16 protein-coding genes are annotated in these 18,643 nt (G+C 44.0%); 7 read left to right on the top strand and 9 right to left on the bottom strand.

Features of this window, described 5'->3' with window-relative positions:
* Positions 1-126: 126 nt before the first annotated feature.
* Positions 127-366: a YdcH family protein gene (locus EGC80_RS04505; RefSeq protein WP_101033374.1), complete on the top strand. Its 240-nt coding sequence runs from the start codon at positions 127-129 to the stop codon at positions 364-366.
* A 121-nt stretch (positions 367-487) separates the two neighbouring features.
* Here the strand turns inward: EGC80_RS04505 and EGC80_RS04500 are convergent, their stop codons facing one another.
* On the bottom strand, positions 488-676 hold the full coding sequence (locus EGC80_RS04500) for a hypothetical protein (protein ID WP_124012869.1): 189 nt from the start codon (positions 674-676) through the stop codon (positions 488-490).
* Between the two features lie 289 nt (positions 677-965).
* On the opposite strand from EGC80_RS04500, the gene EGC80_RS04495 reads away from it, so the two are divergent.
* On the top strand, positions 966-2,219 hold the full coding sequence (locus EGC80_RS04495; protein WP_124012868.1) for a DUF3644 domain-containing protein: 1,254 nt from the start codon (positions 966-968) through the stop codon (positions 2,217-2,219).
* A 289-nt stretch (positions 2,220-2,508) separates the two neighbouring features.
* On the opposite strand, the gene EGC80_RS04490 is transcribed toward EGC80_RS04495, so the two are convergent.
* The 5 genes from EGC80_RS04490 to hutI all read right to left on the bottom strand — a co-directional run bounded on the left by EGC80_RS04490 (position 2,509) and on the right by hutI (position 7,653).
* Positions 2,509-3,018, bottom strand: coding sequence for a GNAT family N-acetyltransferase (locus EGC80_RS04490; protein WP_124012867.1), 510 nt, complete (start codon positions 3,016-3,018; stop codon positions 2,509-2,511).
* Positions 3,012-3,287, bottom strand: a complete 276-nt coding sequence (locus tag EGC80_RS04485; RefSeq protein ID WP_124012866.1) for a type II toxin-antitoxin system TacA family antitoxin — start codon at positions 3,285-3,287, stop codon at positions 3,012-3,014. Before EGC80_RS04485 ends, EGC80_RS04490 begins: the two co-directional genes overlap by 7 nt.
* A 155-nt stretch (positions 3,288-3,442) precedes the next feature.
* The gene (locus EGC80_RS04480) at positions 3,443-5,104 is read right to left on the bottom strand and encodes an amidohydrolase (RefSeq protein WP_124012865.1); all 1,662 of its coding nucleotides are present in this window, start codon (positions 5,102-5,104) and stop codon (positions 3,443-3,445) included.
* A gap of 227 nt (positions 5,105-5,331) precedes the next feature.
* Complete coding sequence (locus EGC80_RS04475) at positions 5,332-6,108, bottom strand: haloacid dehalogenase type II (RefSeq protein WP_372491509.1); 777 nt, start codon at positions 6,106-6,108, stop codon at positions 5,332-5,334.
* 312 nt (positions 6,109-6,420) lie between these two features.
* Entirely contained in the window at positions 6,421-7,653 is a 1,233-nt protein-coding gene (gene hutI / locus EGC80_RS04470) for an imidazolonepropionase (protein WP_124012863.1), read from the bottom strand.
* Between the two features lie 133 nt (positions 7,654-7,786).
* Between hutI and hutC the strand changes: the two genes are divergently transcribed.
* The 5 genes from hutC to EGC80_RS04445 all read left to right on the top strand — a co-directional run bounded on the left by hutC (position 7,787) and on the right by EGC80_RS04445 (position 14,959).
* Positions 7,787-8,491: a histidine utilization repressor gene (hutC, locus tag EGC80_RS04465; protein WP_101033367.1), complete on the top strand. Its 705-nt coding sequence runs from the start codon at positions 7,787-7,789 to the stop codon at positions 8,489-8,491.
* Positions 8,492-8,600: 109 nt separating this feature from the next.
* The gene (hutU, locus tag EGC80_RS04460; RefSeq protein ID WP_124012862.1) at positions 8,601-10,271 is read left to right on the top strand and encodes a urocanate hydratase; all 1,671 of its coding nucleotides are present in this window, start codon (positions 8,601-8,603) and stop codon (positions 10,269-10,271) included.
* Between the two features lie 3 nt (positions 10,272-10,274).
* A complete protein-coding gene (hutH, locus tag EGC80_RS04455) occupies positions 10,275-11,813 on the top strand; it encodes a histidine ammonia-lyase (RefSeq protein WP_124012861.1) in 1,539 nt (512 codons plus the stop codon).
* 347 nt (positions 11,814-12,160) lie between these two features.
* Positions 12,161-13,429: a mechanosensitive ion channel family protein gene (locus EGC80_RS04450; protein ID WP_124012860.1), complete on the top strand. Its 1,269-nt coding sequence runs from the start codon at positions 12,161-12,163 to the stop codon at positions 13,427-13,429.
* Positions 13,430-13,456: 27 nt separating this feature from the next.
* Positions 13,457-14,959, top strand: a complete 1,503-nt coding sequence (locus EGC80_RS04445) for an alpha/beta fold hydrolase (RefSeq protein WP_124012859.1) — start codon at positions 13,457-13,459, stop codon at positions 14,957-14,959.
* Between the two features lie 23 nt (positions 14,960-14,982).
* On the opposite strand, the gene ltrA is transcribed toward EGC80_RS04445, so the two are convergent.
* The 3 genes from ltrA to EGC80_RS04430 form a co-directional block, all read right to left on the bottom strand.
* The gene (gene ltrA / locus EGC80_RS04440) at positions 14,983-16,455 is read right to left on the bottom strand and encodes a group II intron reverse transcriptase/maturase (RefSeq protein ID WP_124012858.1); all 1,473 of its coding nucleotides are present in this window, start codon (positions 16,453-16,455) and stop codon (positions 14,983-14,985) included.
* A 687-nt stretch (positions 16,456-17,142) separates the two neighbouring features.
* The gene (locus EGC80_RS04435) at positions 17,143-17,712 is read right to left on the bottom strand and encodes a lysophospholipid acyltransferase family protein (protein WP_101033362.1); all 570 of its coding nucleotides are present in this window, start codon (positions 17,710-17,712) and stop codon (positions 17,143-17,145) included.
* Between the two features lie 388 nt (positions 17,713-18,100).
* A complete protein-coding gene (locus EGC80_RS04430; protein WP_124012857.1) occupies positions 18,101-18,568 on the bottom strand; it encodes a DUF2489 domain-containing protein in 468 nt (155 codons plus the stop codon).
* Positions 18,569-18,643 lie beyond the last annotated feature (75 nt).

The following is an 18,643-nucleotide window of genomic DNA, read 5'->3' as shown; positions in this document are numbered from 1 at the left end:
CAGTTATAACGGTTACGTTGTTGCAGTTTTTATGTCCATTTTATTGAAAAATGTGGGGGTAAATTTGACGATGACGTTTAAATATGGTCTAACTTAACTAGACATTGACATGAAAAGGAGAGAGGTATGTTAGGTGAAAGCCATGCGCTATTAGTTGATTTTCCTGAGTATCAAAATAAGATTTTATTGTTAACCGCGAGTGATACCGAGTTTGTAGAAGATGCGAAGCAGTATCATAAATTAGATACTGAAATTCGTAAGCTGGAGTTACGAAACTCTCCAACAAGCGATGACTTTATGCATCAAGCTAAGCTTGACCGAACAGTACTCAAAGACAAGCTTTACCAGCAGATTTCTCAAGCTTAATTCGTTTATTCAGCATTTGTTCTGGCTATGTCACCACTTAGGTTGTGATGACATGGTCAATTTTTTGCTGCTATCTCAGCTATATTCTTATTCTTATTCTTATTTTTATGGCCTGCGGCCACTAAGGTCGTGGCGCTTCGCCCACACCAGCTTTTTCAAACTTCGTTTGAATTAAGATCGCAAGGTTCCACCCTGCACTGGCCAAAAGGGGATCAACAGCAATCCCCTCTTGGATCACCCCTGCCGTTCCGGCAACATTTTCAAACAGCGAAAAGGTCGCGACGGAAATTGATCCAGCTTTTAACTTCATTTGAATCCTGCTTCGGCCTTATTCGAAAATGCTAACGCTTCCGATGGGGCGTCCCTTCCCCTCGAAAGCTAGCTGGCCGTCCATGGCCAGCTCACGTCATTTTCTTCAACGCCCTCAATGTGATTGAATCCTGATGGTTTAAGTCTGCTCACGCATTATTTTGTCGGTTGTCTTAAGCAGTCTACATGTAAAGGCAACGTGAATAGATTTAATTGCTTTACACCAAAGAGATAGCAAATGTAGGATGAAATTAATTAATCAGCTTTAAAATAACTCATGGAGTATTGCGTTGAATCGGAATCAAAGAGTAGAGCTAGCATTTGAGTTTATGCTCGCTAAGGAGAAAGCTGGAGAAGCTTTCACAATGACTGAATTGGCAGAGGCATCAGGCTGGGCAATAAGTAGTTGTCAAACATATCCAACTAAAAGATGGCACCAATTCGTTCAAAGAGACGGTAGCCAATATACTTCTACGGGGCTCATCTATTTAAGCAAGGCTGAATTTAGTCTTATACATTCACAAAATTTGCAAGATCCAAACAACCTTTCGCCAAAAAGTATTTTGCTTCACAAAGCTAGAGAGTTCGCTTTACTGGCTGTATCGACGTACAACAATCCTTATACGGAATTTAAAACATATGGCTTTATAGTTAATATCGTCATTGCTTACACAGCTTTGTTTCATGCTATTTTTGAGAAAAAAGAACAAAATTATTTTCATCTTGATGAAGAAGGAAATCCAATAATAATTGATGGTGAAGAAAAAGCATGGGAGTTGTATCGTTGCTGTAACGAATATTGGCGTGGCGAGGATAACCCTGAAACCAAAAATTTAAATTTTCTTATTGGACTCAGAAATAAGATTGAACATAGAAGTTTACCAGCAGTTGATCTCGCAACTAGCGGTGAATGCCAATCTGCACTTAATAATTTTGAGAATCTTCTAGTTGAAGAGTTTGGTGATAGTCATGCATTAATGGCTAGGTTAGCGATTGCTATGCAATTAACCCGAACTTCAGAACAAGCTCAACTCGATGCTTTAAAACAATTTCAAACCGAAAATTACCGTGTTGTGCGTGAGTACATGGAAACATATAAAAACGATTTATCTGATGACGTATTGGAAAGCCAGAAATATAGAATAAGGGCTTTTTTAGTCCCCAAGCTCGGAAATCATGCAAAATCAGCTGACTTAGCTATTGAGTTTATTAACGTTAATAAACTCAATGATAATGAAATGGAAAACTATGAGCGAGGCGTAGCTTTTATTAAAGGTATAGAGTCTCCATTTAAGTTAAAACCAGGCAAAGTTGTTACTATCGTTAAAGAGAAAATAAAAGACTTTAATCCTACGTTACATACTAAATGTTGGAAGTATTATAATGCGAGACCTCGTGAAATGGTAATCACCTTCAAAGGAGAATATGCAGCTTATTCTGAAGGTTTTGACGGTTACTTATATTCACGTCGATGGGCAGAATTTCTTATTAGACAACTAAGCAATAAGGATGAGATTGCAAGGGTGCGCAGGCAAGCCATTTAACATATATGAGCCTCCTGCTAGTCAAAAGGTGAGCTTCGTCTTGCCGTTAGACAACCATGAAGTTAAATCGAAGAGAGTAGAATCACAGGTGCAGATGAGTCAGCGAGTATCCAAAACATGGATGTTTTGGCTAAGCCCACATGGATGTGCTTGCGGCGTCTCGCTTAATCATCTGCACGTAGCCTGCGGCAGGCAATTAGTGACAATGAAGTGACGATTCAAATTAAGCTAAACCAATACCAAGTAAGTTCGACGAATTACGGTGAGTATGTCAAAGGCTTGTGGTTAACTAGTTTAAGCTTGCTCTTACATCTGCAATTATGATGAACAGTTTGTTTTCTGCGTCTTGAAAGGCCTGAAATCCATAGCGTTCATAGAAGTGTTTTGCGCCATCTTTTGCGTCAACTTTGGCGTCAACAATGACCACTGGGAATGCTACGCTATCACTCGCTGCTAACAGTTTTCGGAGTGCATCAATAAGTAACCACTCGCCAAAGCCTTGGCCTTTATAGCGCTCATCAATTGCTAAGCGGGCTATAAGGCCGCCAGAGGTGGATGATTGATACTTGTTGTGTAGCTTATTCGGCAAAGCCTTCAAGTCAATCGTCGTCATTGTTAATGTATAAAAGCCGATGATATGCGAGTTATCGTTATCATCTTCTAAAACGAAAGTTCTGCTGTTGTCTTTCTTGGCTTGCTGACTCGCCATGACTTTCAGGTAGTTATTAAGCGCTTCAATACCACAGTTAAATCGGTTTCTATCGTGTTTAGCTTTATCAAGCAGTACCGTATTCATGATTGGGTTTTGCTTTCGTAACGTTCAGCAGCCTCGTTGAGTTTTGAGTTTGGTGTTGCAGGACTGTCTAGCGCTTCCATAAGCAAGATTGCATCTGTTTGATTAAGTTTTAGCGTTTGTTCACGTTCTATCACTTGTTTGGCTTTTTCGATTGCCGCACTCAGAACAAATGAGTTAATGCTCGACATGCCAGCGATCGCTGCTGCCTTAGCCAGTAAATCTTGGGTGTCGACATCAACTCTAGCGGTGATGCGAGGTAAAGTCGTCGTCATAATGTAATCTCCAGTTGTGCCAAAATGTCACATGAGTATTGTGAACTTAAATTGTTCAAAAATCAATCTGGGTGTCACTTTGGCACACGGGCTAATAAGGTGTTCAAGACTCATTGCACTTATCTTGCTTACCAATAAGCCATGCTCAACATTGTTTACTCTTTTGCAAACACTTTGCGTCCATCAACCCAGGTGGCGATGACTTTGTTTTGCCAGATTTTTTGTGGGTTTATTGCAAAGTAATCATCTTCGACCAAAATAAAGTCTGCTTTTTTGCCGGGTTCTAATGTGCCTAAGAGCTTCTCTTGATGGCCTGCGTAGGCGGCGTCGATGGTGAAGCTTTTGAATGCTTCAATGCGTGAGAGTTTTTCAGTGGCGAGCCAGCCGCCCAGTGGTTTGTTTATATGATCTTGGCGAGTTACGGAGGCATGCAAACCGAAAAATGGATTGGGAGATTCGATGGGGAAGTCGGAACCATTGGCGATGACGGCGTTGGCGTTTAACAGTTTGCGCCACGCATAAGCTCCGGCTAGGCGGGCTTTGCCTAAGCGGTTTTCAGCCATGTTCTTATCGCTGGTGGCATGGGTTGCTTGAATAGAGGCAATCACCCCAAGTTTAGAAAAACGCGGTATATCGGCTAAATCGAGAACTTGTGCGTGTTCAATGCGGTGACGCAATGCTTTTGAGTCTGTTGCTGCAATGGCGGTTTGGTATTTATCGAGTACCACTTGGTTGGCGTTGTCGCCAATGGCGTGGGTGTTGACCTGAAATCCGGCTTTCATCGACTGTAAAATAAGTTTACCTAATTGCTCGTCTGAATAAAGCAGTAGACCGTTATGGCCTGGCTGATCTGAGTATTCTTTTATCAATGCGGCGCCGCGGCTGCCAAGCGCGCCGTCGGCAGAGATTTTTACGCTATCGACTTTAAACATGTCGTCAGCCGTGGTGATAAAACCTTGTTTTAATATGCTATCAAAGCGGGGGGCTTCTACCGACAACATGCCATTGACGCGCAAGCTCATGGCCTTTTTTGCGGCTAATTGCTGATAGGCGTTGATGTTGTTAATGCTGATCCCAGCGTCGTGAACGCTGGTGAGTCCATATGACGCCAAACTGTCCATCGCTAGGATTAAAGTCGATTCAAGTTGTTGCGGGTTAAGTTCAGGGATGACGTTAAACACTAAGCTCATCGCATTATCGATAAGCACACCAGTAGGATTACCTTGGTCGTCTTTAACAATTTCACCGCCTTCTGGTGCCACTGTGGTTGACGAAATGCCCGCGAGTGCTAACGCCTTGCTGTTAACCCAAATAGCATGACCATCGACTCTGCCAAATGACACTGGATTAGCGCTAAAGGCTTTATCTAGGCTTTCTTTATTCGGAAACTGCTTACTATCCCATAATTCTTGGTTCCAGCCGCGGCCCATTAACCAGCCATCGGTTGGATTTTTGCTGTTGAATGCTTGTGCGCGTGCAACGGCATCTTGCTCGCTACTGGTATTGGTTAAATCGGCGGTTAATAAACTCAATCCGTAACCCAGCACATGACCGTGGGCATCGATTAAGCCTGGGAGTAAGGTTTTACCTTGGCCATCAATTGAGGTGATATCTGTCGCTGTCGGTAAGGTTTGGTTTAAGGTAAATAGTCGATCAATTTTATCATCGGTAAATTGAATCGCATTAAAGGTCTGTAATTTTCCATTAACCAGTGTGTAGCCATTAACGTGATGCACCAAGGTTGTCTGTGCCATGCTGCTGGCGCTTAACCCTGCAAAACCTAATGCAACCGATAGCGCTAAATACCCTTTTTTCATCTTATTATCCCTTTTCATGCGACTATTTATTCAGCACTTATTAAATGTTAAATAATAGTTAATGGCAAGAGCTGTCACTAAGCAAGAATAGGATTTAAGCTGATTTTGATGCGCAGCGTTAATGCTGTTGGAGATAGATGCTGGTTTTATCAATCGCCCAGCAAAATGCTGGGCGATGTTTTTTTCGACTTTTATTTAGACTGAGACTTATATTTAGACCGAAATATTTAGTTAAATTTAGCCAATATGCTGGCGAGTTCAATAACATCCAGTACCTTGTAATCTGGTTGTGCTGCTAGCGGGAACAACACTTTACCTTGGCGACGAATAAAGGCGGTTTGTAAGCCGGCTTTATCTGCACCGGCAATATCCCAGCCGTGTGCAGCAACCATTAACGCTTCATCTGCATTAACGCCTAAATCTTTAATGGCCCATTGGTAAGTTTTTAAATACGGCTTAAATACCCCAACAGATTCTATGCTTAAGTTGGCATCAAAATACTGGCTTAAATGAGCGTTTTTAAGCTGTAAGGTTACGCCTTCTAATGAGGAGTTAGTTAAGGTCACTAGTTTGTAGCCTTGGGCCTTCAATTTAGCTAAGCCTTCGGCAACATCTGGATGAGCAGGTAATGAACGCAGTGGCGTTAGTATCGCAGTTTTAGCTTGTTCTGGTGTGATGGCAATGCCGTTGATTTCGGCGACCATTTGCAGTGACGCAACGCCAATACTGCCAAACGTTTGGTAATCACCTGTCGCTGAAACAACCAAAGAATGGTGCAGCATGGTTGAGAACCATAATGGCAGTAAATCTTCACGGCCATTAAGTGCTTTACCCACAGAGGCGCGCATATTTTCAAGATCTAACAAGGTTTCATTAACATCAAAAATAATCACTTTAGGCTTAGTTAATGGGGGTTGCACCGCAGTATTTGCTGGATCTTTAGCAAAAGCGCTACTGGTATTAAGCATAAAAAAAGCAGTGGCAAGCGATAATAAAATACGGATTTTCATAAAACCTCTGACAATGTAATGTTGGTTGAAAAGAATTTATCGAGTCTTCATCTCACTGTTGTTGTCAGTGATACTGACATTAACAAGTTGAACGATTGTTCATTAATATAGTCAGCCTAAATGAAACTGACCTTAAAATCACGGTTTTATTGTCACGTTTACTAATAATATTCGTTCCGTATTTCGAGATGACGCCAATAACAAGGTCACGAGTGATAACGTATTAGCACTCGTGACGATAAAATAAACAAAGTGTTTTGGCTTTAGTGGCGGGTGAGTTTAATGATACAAATTGAGTACTATGACTTAATTGGGTAAGGCAACCACTTGACCCTTTTTCACTACGGTTTTACAAGGGGTAACTCCATAAGCATAAGCTAGTTGTGCTGGGGTGGTAATGTCCCATAAACAAAAATCAGCTTGCATACCTATGGCAAGGTGACCGACTTTTGCTTCGAGGCCTAAGGCTTTAGCGGCATTAATGGTTACGCCTTGTAAGGCTTCTTCAGGGGTAAGTTTGAATAGCGTGCAGGCCATATTAAGCATTAATAAGGTTGAGCAAATAGGCGATGACCCAGGATTAAAATCGCTGGCAATCACCATTGGCACCTTGTATTGACGCAATAAATCAATTGGCGGTAATTGGGTTTCGCGTAAAAAGTAAAATGCCCCAGGTAGCAAGGTTGCGCAGGTACCGCTTTCGCTAATGGCTTTAACCCCCGCTTCGTCTAAAAACTCAATATGATCAACCGACTTAGCCCCTAGTTTAGCGGCTAACGCACTGCCGCCTATATTGGATAATTGCTCGGCATGCAGTTTAAACTGTAATCCTGCTTGTTTGGCTGCGATTAATATCCGCTCCGTTTGCTCAAGGTCAAAGGCGATATTTTCACAAAATACATCCACAGCATCAGCAAGGTTTTCAGCAATCACCGCGGGGAGCATGTCATTAATCACTAAGTCGACATACTCGTTGGCACGGTCTTTATATTCAGGTGGAATGGCATGAGCGCCTAAAAACGTGGTGCAAACATCAATGTGGTGATGTTCGCCGAGTTCTCGTGCTACGCGGAGTAACTTAAGCTCGGTTTCGGTGTTTAAGCCGTAGCCGGATTTAATTTCAACCGTGGTGACGCCTTCTCTGGCTAAGGCGTTTAAGCGTTGTCGACCCAGTTCAAACAGTTCGACATCGTCTGCATCGCGACATGCGTTAACGGTCGAGATAATACCGCCGCCAGCACGGGCGATATCTTGATAAGTTGCGCCTAGTAAACGTTGTTCAAACTCATCGGTGCGATTTCCGGCAAACACTAAGTGGGTGTGTGCATCGATAAGCCCGGGCGTTATCCAGCCTCCTTTACCTCGGTAAACCGGCGTTGCCAGTACATCAAATTCAGGTAGCTCACTGCGCGGACCAACCCAGGCTATTTTGCTATCTTTTACTGCGATAGCCGCTTGAGTTATCGCACCGTAAGCCCGTTGAACACTCGGGTCCATGGTTGCAATATTGACATCAATCCACACCTGATCCCACGACATAAAAACCTCTGAAAATGAGTTATTAACCAATCGCTAAACAATACTTGTTTTAACTTGTATATACAAGGTAGGATGACTGATGTGTTTTTAAACAGCAATGACATAATTGTCTACAAAACCGAGAGCTGCTGACATGGCCCAAGCAAAGTTTGCCCAAATAAAACAATTTATTTTGTCGCGTATTGAGACGGGCGAATGGCAAGAGAACGATCGCGTGCCGTCTGAAAACCAATTGGCCGAGATATTTTTTTGCAGCCGCATGACCGCAAGACGTGCCTTGACTGAGCTGGTGGAGTCGGGTGTGTTAGAGCGCACCCAAGGCATAGGCACTTTTGTGGCAGGATTTAAATCGCAATCGTCATTACTGACTATTCGTAATATTGCCGACGAGATAAAAGACCGCGGTCATGGATACAGTGTCAAACAGCTCGAATTGAAACAAATCGATGCTACGACCGCTGTGGCTAATGCCCTAGGGCTAGAGGTTGGCAGTCCAGTATTTTACTCGGTGTTAGTGCATTGCGAACAAGGCTTGCCACTGCAAGTTGAAGAGCGCTTTGTTAACCCACAGCTTGTGCCTGATTACCTGCAACAAGACTTTATTATACATACTCCCCATGAATATTTATCGGCCGTGGCGCCACTGACAGAAGCTCGGCATACCGTTGAAGCCATTATGGCTAACGAGCTGTTACAGCAACGTTTGGCTATTGCGGCGACTGAACCTTGTTTACAAATTTTACGTCGTACCTGGTCACGCCAAGGTGTGGTCAGTTTTGCACGCTTAGTGCATCCGGGCAGTAAGTTTAAATTAACCTCAGCTTTGGTTAAGAGATGATACGAATAAGTATCACTTTAAACCTTAGCTGACAGTCATAACAATAAGACATAAACCAACAAGACCAATAAAAAAACCAAACCTAAGATAGTCGGTTGAAGAGGATAATATGGATAAACGACATGACCCAAGCCGTCGCATAATTGCGCCGCACGGTACTCAATTACAGTGTAAAAGCTGGTTAACCGAAGCGGCAATGCGGATGTTAATGAATAACCTCCACCCAGATGTTGCCGAGCGCCCAGAAGACTTAGTGGTGTACGGTGGTATTGGTCGCGCCGCGCGCGATTGGCAAAGTTATGACAAAATTATTGAGGTGCTAAAGCGTCTTGAAGATGATGAAACCTTGTTGGTGCAATCGGGTAAACCCGTTGGGGTGTTTACCACCCACACTAATGCGCCGCGAGTGATTATTGCTAACTCAAACCTAGTACCACATTGGGCTAATTGGGAGCATTTTAACGAACTGGATAAAAAAGGCTTGGCGATGTACGGCCAAATGACGGCGGGCTCGTGGATTTATATTGGTTCGCAAGGCATTGTTCAAGGCACTTACGAAACCTTTGTGGCTATGGCTAAACAGCACTTTAATGGTTCATCAGCCGGTAAGTGGATTTTAACCGGTGGCTTAGGTGGCATGGGCGGCGCACAACCATTGGCTGGCACCATGGCGGGTTATTCAGTCTTAACCTGTGAAGTGGATGAAACGCGTATCGATTTTCGCTTACGCACCGGTTATGTCGACAAAAAAGCCACTTCATTAAACCAAGCCTTAGCGATGATTGATGAAGCGAATCAAAGCGGCAAGCCTGTTTCGGTAGGCTTACTCGGCAATGCCGCAGATGTGTTTACTGAGTTAGTGACTCGCGGTATTACCCCCGATGTGGTCACCGACCAAACCTCGGCGCACGATCCCTTAAACGGCTATTTACCCCAAGGCTGGACCTTAGAATACGCAGCTAAAATGCGTAAAACGGATGAGGCTGCAGTGGTGAAAGCCGCTAAACAGTCAATGGCGGTTCAAGTTAGAGCCATGTTGGCATTGCAGGCAGCGGGCGCGGCAACCACGGATTATGGCAATAATATTCGTCAAATGGCCTTTGAAGAAGGCGTGGCGAATGCGTTTGATTTCCCCGGATTTGTGCCAGCCTATGTGCGGCCGTTATTTTGTGAAGGCATAGGCCCATTCCGTTGGGTCGCCTTGTCGGGCGATCCTGAAGATATCTACAAAACAGATGCCAAAGTCAAACAGCTGATCCCTGATAATCCGCAGTTACATAATTGGTTAGATATGGCGCGTGAGCGTATTGCGTTTCAAGGTTTGCCTGCACGTATTTGCTGGGTCGGCTTAAAAGATCGCGCTCGTTTGGCGTTAGCCTTTAATGAAATGGTTAAAAACGGTGAGTTAGCGGCACCGATTGTGATTGGTCGTGATCATTTAGATTCTGGCTCAGTTGCCAGTCCAAATCGTGAAACTGAAGCCATGTTAGATGGTTCAGATGCGGTGTCAGATTGGCCATTAATGAACGCTTTACTCAATACGGCCAGTGGTGCTACTTGGGTATCGCTGCATCATGGTGGCGGCGTTGGCATGGGCTTTAGTCAACATTCTGGGGTGGTGATCGTGGCCGATGGCACTGATGAGGCTGCCGTGAGATTAGGCCGAGTATTGTGGAACGACCCCGCTACTGGGGTAATGCGTCATGCAGACGCTGGCTATGAGATTGCAAAAAATTGTGCCAAAGAGCAAGGCTTAGACCTGCCGATGTTAGGAGCGTAACCCATGTCGACTTATTCATTTGAACTTACACCAGGGACGTTAACCTTGGCACAAACCCGCGATATCAGCCGTAAGAGTGTCAAGCTGACCCTTGCTAAGGAAGCCATTAAAGACATTAATCAAAGTGCCGAAATCGTCCAACAAGTATTGCGCGAAGGCCGCACTGTTTACGGTATTAACACTGGTTTTGGTTTATTGGCGAATACTAAAATTGCCCCAGAAGATCTGCAATTACTGCAACGCTCTATTGTATTATCCCATGCCGCGGGTATTGGTAAATACATGCAAGATGCCACTGTGCGCTTAATGATGGTGCTAAAAATTAACTCATTAAGCCGCGGCTTTTCGGGCATTCGTTTAGAGGTGATTGAGTTTCTCATTCAGCTAGTGAATGCCGGTGTGTATCCGTGTGTACCAGAAAAGGGTTCAGTCGGTGCATCGGGTGACTTAGCGCCACTCGCTCACATGTGTTTGCCGTTACTAGGTGAAGGCGAAATGAGTTATCAAGGGCAGATTATTTCAGCAGCACAAGGCCTTAAAATCGCTGGGCTTGAGCCATTGGAGTTGGCGGCGAAAGAAGGTTTAGCCTTACTCAACGGTACCCAAGCATCGACCGCACTTGCACTTGAAGGCTTGTTTAATGCCGAAGATTTATTTGCCGCCAGCTCGGTGATTGGCGCTATGAGCGTTGAAGCGGCGATGGGCAGTCGCAGCCCGTTTGATGTGCGCATTCATGCTGCGCGGGGGCAAAAAGGTCAAATTGATTCGGCGGCGATTTTCCGTCATTTGCTCACTAACGAATCGGAAATTAGCCTAAGTCACAGCAATTGCGAAAAAGTGCAAGACCCTTATTCACTGCGCTGTCAGCCGCAGGTGTTAGGCGCGTGTTTAACCCAAATCCGCCAAGCGGCAGAAGTGTTGGGTGCTGAAGCCAACGGGGTTACCGACAACCCCTTAGTATTCCAAGATACGGGCGATATTCTTTCGGGTGGTAATTTCCATGCTGAACCCGTGGCGATGGCGGCTGATAATCTTGCGATTGCGATTGCTGAAATGGGGTCAATTTCGGAGCGCCGAATGGCGTTATTGATTGATTCTAGCCTTTCTAAGTTACCGCCATTTTTAGTGGATAACGGTGGCGTCAACTCAGGTTTTATGATTGCTCAAGTAACCGCAGCGGCGTTAGCTTCTGAAAACAAAACCTACGCTCACCCAGCATCGGTAGACAGTTTGCCCACATCGGCTAACCAAGAAGATCATGTGTCGATGGCCACGTTTGCTGCACGGCGCTTACGTTACATGAGCGAAAATACCCGTGGCGTGTTGGCGATTGAGCTGTTAGCTGCCGCACAAGGCTTAGACTTCAGAGCGCCGTTGCAACCGAGCGCGGCCGTCGCAATGGCCAAAGCTGAACTGCGTGAAATCGTGACGTTTTATGATAAAGACCGTTATTTTTCACCCGATATCGACAACTCGGTTAACTTGTTGTGTCGCGCGAGCTTCAACAGGCTGTTACCACAAGGTATGTTACCGAGCTTTTAGTTGGGCTAAGTAACATATTATCAGCATGCTATATTGATGATAAATTGGATAAAAGGACTGCAAGGTCCTTTTTTATTGTCTTTTTTTTCCCATGGAAAAAAGATCATTTTTGTTTAATCATGCATGGGGATACTCAGATAAGTCAAAAATTTAAAATAATAGTGAAAAGAGTGGCTTGCATTTATATTCGGTATGTTGGCTGATAGTGTTGATGTTTCATTAACGTTCTACATCAACACAGGGCATAATGAGTATAGTGATAAGCCTACGAGAGCTTCATTGTTTTTATGCGGGCTAATGTAAGTCTGTTGATTGAGTAAAGATAAAAGATTGCTAAGGATTTGTTTGTGAATATAGATGTTCGAGTTGAAATCGCGGCTTGGTTAACCCAGTTAGGTATTAATAGCCAACCATCGGATGGCGTCGCCACCTTGATATTGATTTTTGCCTGTTTGATTGTGGCAGGTTTAAGTTATTTCATTACTCACCGATTTGTGGTTCACGGTGTGAATGCTGTGATCCGTCGTTCCTCGGTGACTTGGGACGATATTTTCATGCGTTTTAAGGTGTTTGAGCGTCTCGCTATTTTAGTGCCCATTTTAATCCTCGATTTATTGATCCCCATAGTGTTAACTGAACTCGAGTTGGTCAGTGCGTTTATTGACCGTTTACTTAGCGCTTTGTTAGTGTTTTTTATTATTCGAGCTGTGTATGGCGGATTAAATGCCATCGATGAAATTGCCGATGTTAATCATGTTAATCGCCGTTTACCGGTAAAAAGTTTTGTTCAACTGACTAAGTTATTCTTGTTTTTCATTGGGTTAATTGTTGTGTTTGCGGTACTAGCCGACCGGTCGCCTGTTTATTTCTTTAGTGGTTTAGGGGTTGCAACCGGTCTTGTTATGCTGGTATTTCGTGACACCATTTTAGGCTTTGTTGCTGGGATTCAACTTGCCGCTAATCGCATGGTGAGTAAAGGCGATTGGATCCAAATGGATAAATACGCTGCAGATGGCGCAGTTGAAGACGTGACATTGACGACAGTCAAAGTACGCAATTGGGACAATACGATCACCATGATCCCAGCCTATGCATTGGTCTCTGATGCATTTAAGAACTGGCGCGGCATGTCTGAGTCTGGCGGTCGACGGATTAAGCGTTCAATCAATATTGATGTCAATAGTATTCAATTTTTAACGGATGAAGAGCGTTTACGCTTGGGCAAGGTGAATTACTTAAAAGAATACTTGCCACAAATCTTTAGTGAAATTAGTGTCGCTAATGCCAATGTGAGTGATATCGAGATGAAGGTGAACGGCCGTCATTTAACCAATATCGGAACATTCAGAGCGTACTTACAAGAGTATTTACATCGTCATGAAAAAGTACATAAAGACATGACATTGATGGTTAGGCAGCTAGCCCCAACGACTGAAGGCTTGCCGATAGAGTTGTATATTTTTACCAATGATATTCGTTGGACCTATTATGAAGCCATTCAAGCGGATATTTTTGACCACATTTTTGCCGTGTTACCAGAGTTTGGTTTGCGCGCGTTTCAAATTCCCACAGGAACCGATATTCGCAGCATAAAGCAATGCACCGAACAAGAGTGATAAGCTGCCAGAGAGCGGACTTCTGCGGTGGTTAAATCACCTTTATTACTCTTGCTATTAATGGTGTCGCTCTTGTGGGCGATACCCGTGCCAGCCAGTTGGTTTAATGACATCAGTAAGCAAGTTGGTGCAATCGGTAACCAAAAACCATTGATGGTTGAACCGTTAACCGCGGCAGAATTAGCCGATTACCCTGCGGGCTATCAATTTGAACGAGTGATGGTACCCAGCCACCAAGCGCCGCTGTTTGTGCTGCAAACCGGGTTTGAGCATAGTGACACGGTTGTACTTATTCATGGTTTAGGCGATTTAGCCTCTAAAGACTGGTTAACGGTTATTCCTGCATTGGCAAAGCAGTACCATGTTGTTGCTATTGATTTACCCGGTTTTGGCTTATCACAAGGTGCTGTATTTACTTACTCGCCAAAAGAATATGCCAAGGTTATCGATTGGGTTGTAAGTCGTTACCGCCATCCAGATACTCAGGTGCATTTAGTGGGCCACTCGATGGGGGCGGCGATCAGTTTATACTATGCTAGCCAATATCCTGGCAACGTTGAACAACTTGTGTTGGTCGATGCTGCCGGAATTTTGGACCGTACAGCCTATCTAAAGCAAATTTCTAAGAGGAACATGGCCAATAGCGAATTACCACAAGGTTTTCGCCGACTATTGGCGCGGGTTGATAATTTTGCTGACAAAATACTAGAGAAAACAGGGACAGGGTTTGATCCCACTCAGTTGCTGAGTCGCAACGAGTCTATTCGTAATATGACCATTGGCGAGCAAACGAATACCAATGCGGCATTAGCATTAATGGAACAAAACTTCTCTGTGCTTAATTACCAACAGATGCCCGCTACGCAGCTCATTTGGGGAGCGGATGATCAGGTTGCACCATTGCGAACCGCTCAAGCACTACTGCATATATTACCTAGGGCACAACTACGGGTTATTGACGGTGCCGGACATGTCCCGATGAAGTCTCATCAGCGCATTTTTAATCAGATGCTGCTAACCAGCCTTGCGTCTACGCCTTTAGCTCGCGAACAAGGCTCTGAAAATCAAAGTAAGCGTATTGGCAAATGCTATCAAGATAGCCAACAATATTTTTCGGGGCACTATGACCAGCTAATTATTGATGACTGTAAATTGGTGTTTGTAGATGATGCTGATGTAAACGAGCTCACTATCAGCGACTCGATTGTGACAATCAAGTCTAGCCGCATAGGTGTACCGTTAAACAAAATGATGATAACGCGCAGTACTATTAGCGCCACAGATACTCACTTTTTGGGTGGAATTAATAGTACTCAAAGTCGGTTTGATTTAGCCGGGGTAACATTTTGGGGTAGTTCTCCTGTGTTTATATCACAAGCGTCGACGCGGTTGGTGCTATCTTTAGTGCGGATCCATACACCAACCCATATTACCCGTTTAGGGTCGGATAGGCGACACCTGTTACCAAGTGCCGCCCTCCTAAGAACCGTACGTGCAACTTTCACTGCATACGGCTCAAGCCTCCGCTAAGGCGTGTTCTGTTACCCAGCACCCTATATCGCAGCCAAGACGGGTTCGAACCATGAGTTTCTACCTTCCTTTGCCCGCTTGCGCGTACCTAAGTAAGCTGCATATTCGGGGTCGTAAGGTGTCGCTGCACTCCTGATTTTCACATGTCTTTGTATTAGCGTTTGAGCTATTTGGACAAGGTTAAACCGACAATCCATGTTCGCTATTTTCTGCCAACCATGAAATTGCCACTGTCCCTTACCATCCAAATAATATTTACGCCTCACCCAGTCTTTACTTTTAGACGGATGACGCCTAACTGCCCAACGCCATAACAACCAGAAAAGTTGATGGCCTACATAACCGAAAACTTGCTTAGCAACACAATGGCGATAATAGTTCGCCCACCCCCTCAGTTTCGGATTCAGTATTTTGATTAAATCGTTAACGGGTATTGTTGGATGTTTTCTGATGAATTCACGTAAGTTGCTCAGAAATGACAGAACGTTGCTCTTGCTCGGTTTAATGAGCAGTTTGCCGTTGTACTTCCTGATATTGAATCCCAGAAAGTCAAAACCATCATTGATATGAGTAATGTGTGTTTTCTCATCAGAGAGTGTTAAGCCCCTTTCCTGTAGAAAGCCAATGAGTTGCGGCTTGATTTCATTAACTAGGACTTCTTGCGAAGAACCTGTGATGACAAAATCGTCTGCGTATCCGATAAAGTTGACTCTATTCCCTGTTTTACGGGCAATAGACTTAACCAACTGTTCTAACCCAGCCAGCGTGAGCAACATAAGCGTAGGCGATATGATCCCACCTTGTGGTGTTCCTTCAGCTGTTTTATAGAACAATCCTTTATCAATATAACCACATCCAAGCCATTGTTTCAGCATTCGTTTATCTAATTGAATGTTGTCGATAAGCCATTGATGACCAATCTTATCGAAACAGGCTTTGATGTCACCCTCAAGAACCCATTGGCTAGAGCGCTTCATACATAAACATTTGAAGCACTGTGCAATTGCATCTGCTGCGCTTCGATTAGGTCGAAAGCCATAGCTATTAAGGTCGGCTACCGTTTCCGAAATAGGCTCCAAAGCGAGAAGATGAAGCGCTTGCTGCGCTCTGTCTATCATGCAGGGAATGCCTAAAGGTCTGAGTTTGCCGTTTTTCTTGGGGATGTAGATACGCCTGAGCGGTTTGGCATGATAGCCTTTTCGACTCAGTTGATTGACCGCAGTCATACAACGAGCATCACTGTTCCAAATGATGCCGTCAATTCCTGGTGTTTTGCTGCCTTTATTTTGAGAAACTCTTTTAACAGCAAGCAATTTTGCTGATGTAGAGTGGGTGAGTATCCACTGCAACGCTTTCGCCTTGCCGTGTTTACCTTCTCGGGTTGCTTTTGCAATGCGCATTTGAAGCTTTAATACATGTTGCTTAACCACTCTCCAGTTAATGGATTGCCATTGAGCATTGTCAGGAGATGCACTAACTTCGTTTGAAGCCATCATTTGCGTTTATCCTTGAATAAAGTTCTTCAAATCATCTTGCAACGGGAGACCAGCTAGAAGTCAGCTCGCTTTCGCGCCAGATAAAATCAGTATCCGCATTATTACAATGCGGCATTCGCTTTTTCTAGCCTCCTTTACCTGCATTACTATCGGTAGCCTTCACAGGTCACTTTCCCCAAAGGGAGTGATACAGGCTTACCCTGTTCCGTATGTCGCGCAACGTCAGGTTAGATGCCCACTCTAGTGCGGAGAGTTATTTGATCACGAAAGAGCACTGCCCAATCTCTTTCCAACTCTCGTGCCTTTTTGGCCACAGCGTATTAACCACTTCCGCTGATTCACGTATAACGCACCTTATATGGATTCACTTATGTTCATCGTACTGACACCCTAGCACTTACCCGATTGTGGTTATCAGGAGGAACGTCCTCTCACGATTTTGTTCCCATTCGGTATAAAACCGAATTTCGTTACATTGTCAGACTCGCTGCTTTATTCAGAGTCTTAGGGGCATCTGGTGATACAGATGGTTCACTCTTATCGCGGTGAACAGCGCTTCATACGACCTCAGGTCGCACTGGCAGCTACGTGTTAGCTTCTGAGAGTTTAGAAAGTGTCTTGTAGCGCACCGCAGCGTGTTATTTTTCTTTATTCTTAGCACTCACAGATGATTATATTGAATTGTAGTTATTTTTTAACGTCACTGCTTTGTTGATAATTGGGGATCTTTTTGGGATGACATCCTTTGATTGAACGATAGAAATCCATTAACTGATTTATTTCTCGTTCAATATCTCCTGTCGGTCTTAAGGGCTTGGCGATCACAATCGCTTTGCGGCCGAAATCTAATCCGATTGGCACAATATCAACATCCGCTTTGGCTGCAATATGGTAAAAGCCACTTTTCCAACGGGTTACTGGGCTGCGTGTACCTTCTGGTGCTAAGGCCAGTTTATAAAGTGGATCTTGTTGGAATAACAGTACCACGCCATCGACTAAGCTATTATATTTACGTCTATCAACGGGGCTACCACCCATGGCGCGAAATAACCATCCCCAAGGCGGAATAAAGAGCTGATGCTTACCCAAAAAGTGTATTTTAGTTCCTAAGGCGCTGCGGGCGATAATGCCAATAATGAAATCCCAATTACTGGTATGCGGGCCAACAATGATGACGCAGGGTTTGGTTTTATCAAGTTGACCATCTAATTTCCAACCAAGTATTTTGAGTAACCCAGAGCAAAGTGAACTAAACATAATGTGATCCCAATTATTGAGCTTTATTAAGCTTCTTGTTGTTACTGTGCATTATCTAAGGGGTTGATATTAATCGGACAATAAACACATCTAATATAGGTTTGTTATACCTTCATGATGTGCCCCGTTAGCTTATGTGATCTCAGCATAACCTATCATCGTGCTAATTTGACGCTTAAGCTCAACCGAGGATAGTAGATAGGATTAATCGATAAGCGTATGAATATGTTCTGTATTTTATTTCAAACTTGCTGTTTGGTTTGCTAACAAGGCAAATGTACACGTCAATAGCTTGGGCGATGGTGAGTGCGACGCCGTTAGAGGATCAATAGCGCTGCAATAACGGTTTATCATCCCGGGTTGAGGTGATCTAATCGGTTGAAAAGTGCTAGTGAGTGGTCGGTTTATCAAACTTAGCAATGGATTTGGCTTCTTCTAGGATGACTTGTTCTAATTCTGCTTCTGATTTCATCCGCTCAAAATCAAACTTCATTCGTTGTTGTTTAGGTAAGGCTTGACGCGCTTCCATGATGGGATGGTTTCTAATGAGGTCATAATGGATAAATAGGTTAGGGAAGTCAGGCGCAACTTGTTCTGACAGTGATAAGACATCAAATAATTTGCCTATGCGCACAACGCCTTCAGACAGTTCACAGCGATCTTCTAACATCGCCGCTGCTATGTAGCGGATATCAGTAAGTATTTGTTGTCTACGCTCGTCAGCTTTAGCCTTACGCTCTGATGATGCCTGCTGATTAGCTTGTGTTTGACGTTTAAGCGTTAACAGTAAGTGTGTTGCGTAGGCTGCAAGGGCAACAATAATGAGCAAAGCAATAACGATGGCGGTTGTTGACACAATTTATCCTTTTCTGAATACAAAACTGGCGCAAGATGCGCCAGTTTTTTTATATCAAACCAAGAAATAGCTTGG

Source organism: Shewanella psychromarinicola, assembly GCF_003855155.1.
Taxonomy (GTDB): Bacteria; Pseudomonadota; Gammaproteobacteria; order Enterobacterales; family Shewanellaceae; genus Shewanella; species Shewanella psychromarinicola.
The sequence above is the reverse complement of the archived record's forward strand: the minus strand, read 5'-3'. Positions and strand labels throughout refer to the sequence as shown.

Bases quoted from the DNA above. Each gene is read 5' to 3' on its own strand.
- hutC (WP_101033367.1), top strand. From the start codon at position 7,787: ATGGCCCAAGCAAAGTTTGCCCAAATAAAACAATTTATTTTGTCGCGT.
- EGC80_RS04505 (WP_101033374.1), top strand. From the start codon at position 127: ATGTTAGGTGAAAGCCATGCGCTATTAGTTGATTTTCCTGAGTATCAA.
- ltrA (WP_124012858.1), bottom strand. From the start codon at position 16,455: ATGATGGCTTCAAACGAAGTTAGTGCATCTCCTGACAATGCTCAATGG.
- EGC80_RS04480 (WP_124012865.1), bottom strand. From the start codon at position 5,104: ATGAAAAAAGGGTATTTAGCGCTATCGGTTGCATTAGGTTTTGCAGGG.
- EGC80_RS04435 (WP_101033362.1), bottom strand. From the start codon at position 17,712: ATGTTTAGTTCACTTTGCTCTGGGTTACTCAAAATACTTGGTTGGAAA.
- hutH (WP_124012861.1), top strand. From the start codon at position 10,275: ATGTCGACTTATTCATTTGAACTTACACCAGGGACGTTAACCTTGGCA.
- EGC80_RS04485 (WP_124012866.1), bottom strand. From the start codon at position 3,287: ATGACGACGACTTTACCTCGCATCACCGCTAGAGTTGATGTCGACACC.
- hutI (WP_124012863.1), bottom strand. From the start codon at position 7,653: ATGTCGTGGGATCAGGTGTGGATTGATGTCAATATTGCAACCATGGAC.
- hutU (WP_124012862.1), top strand. From the start codon at position 8,601: ATGGATAAACGACATGACCCAAGCCGTCGCATAATTGCGCCGCACGGT.
- EGC80_RS04500 (WP_124012869.1), bottom strand. From the start codon at position 676: ATGAAGTTAAAAGCTGGATCAATTTCCGTCGCGACCTTTTCGCTGTTT.